This window comes from Flavobacterium sp. (assembly GCF_049590715.1).
In the GTDB taxonomy this organism is placed as follows: domain Bacteria; phylum Bacteroidota; class Bacteroidia; order Flavobacteriales; family Flavobacteriaceae; genus Flavobacterium.
Map to the genome: position 1 here is coordinate 1 of NZ_JBAWDL010000036.1, position 1501 is coordinate 1501.

General features: G+C 34.2%; 2 protein-coding genes. Both read right to left on the bottom strand.

The window, feature by feature from the left end; all coding sequences use genetic code 11:
• Positions 1-121: 121 nt before the first annotated feature.
• Entirely contained in the window at positions 122-604 is a 483-nt protein-coding gene (locus WBQ70_RS02090) for a cytidine deaminase (RefSeq protein WP_423909892.1), read from the bottom strand.
• A 73-nt stretch (positions 605-677) separates the two neighbouring features.
• Positions 678-1501 (bottom strand): type IX secretion system outer membrane channel protein PorV (gene porV / locus WBQ70_RS02095; protein ID WP_423909895.1); only part of this gene is annotated, 824 nt, incomplete at its 5' end.

A 1501-nucleotide genomic window follows, 5' to 3' on the forward strand; every position in this document is an offset into this window, starting at 1 on the left:
TTTTATTGTGTTGTCAATTGTTAAACATATCGCAAAATAGTTTAATCGAACAAATTTGCGAATTGCAAAAATAGGACATTAGAATTAAGAACTAAAATTTTAATGCTGATTTTTAGTATTATTACAAAAGGTTTTTGTTAAATAATAGTGGGAGCAAGTTTTTAAGAGATGGGGATTTATAGATATCCCCTGATTCTCCTGTGAAATAAATTTCAATGGGTTGTTCTTGTTTTATTTCATATTCTGCTATGGCTTGTCTACAGGCACCGCAAGGAGGGATAGGTGTTGTAGTTTGTTTTATATCCGATGAGGCGGATATAATGATCTTTTTGATGAGTATATTGGGGTAAAGCGTGCCTGCTTGATAAATTGCAACACGTTCGGCGCAAAGCCCTGAAGGATAGGCGGCATTCTCTTGGTTAGCTCCTAGGATGATTTCTCCATTAGCTAATAAGATAGCTACTCCGACTTTAAATTGTGAATAAGGAGCATAGGCGCTTTGTCTTATTTTGATTGCTTTTATCAGCAGATTTTGTATTTCAATCGGTAATTCTGTTGTGTTGTTATAGACCGTAAATAGGCTTATAATAGTTAATTCTTTCATATTGTAGGTATAAAAAAATCCAAATTTCTTAATTATGAAATTTGGATTTTTGAATTAGTTATTTTCTTTAGAACTAATATTCATCATATTTGTCTCCAAAATTAAGTGTTAGCGAAAAACGCAAGGTATTTTCTAGCGGGTTTTTTACTTTAGATGCCGAAAACAAGTATGATACGTCAATTTTAACGGTGCTATATTTAAATCCTGCTCCTAGTGAGAAATATTTTCGAGCTCCTTTTAAAGCACTTTCGTTAAAATATCCTAAACGCATAGCAAATGAGTCTTGGTAAAGATATTCTGCTCCAAGGGCATAAGTAACTTCGTCCAGTTCTTCGTTAATTCCATCAGGGGCATCGCCAAATGATTTGAAAATACCTGAAGTCCATCCAATAGAATTGTAATCTTCTTTAGCTATAGTTGAGTCATTTGAATCAACTACACCATCACCATTTAAATCGGTGCCAAATTGCGGGGTAGGGACTAGCAATTTGTTGAATTCAACGTTCACAGCGAGTTTGTTATAATCGTCAAATATAAAATCAAAACCAGTTCCTATTTTTAAGTTAGCAGGAAGGAAATTAGAATTTATATCGTCATTGTCATAGCTTATTTTAGGACCAAGATTTTGAATATTAAAACCCGCTCTCCATCTACCGTTAAACTCATTGTATGCAATTTCTTCAGATTGAAAAAATCCGGCAACATCTATAGAAAAGGTATTAGCAGCAGATGCATCATTGTTGCTGTCGGATACTTTGAGGTTAGATCGGATGTATCTTCCTGCCACTGCCATGGAGAAGGTTTCACTTAGTTTTAAAGAATATGATCCATCAAGAGCAAATTCATTTGGAGAGACTTTTCTAGTGTCTTCATTAGGTTCTCCAGTTTGTCTCAATT

Excerpts from the sequence above, each read along its gene's own strand:
- WBQ70_RS02090 (WP_423909892.1), bottom strand. The coding sequence starts at position 604 with ATGAAAGAATTAACTATTATAAGCCTATTTACGGTCTATAACAACACA.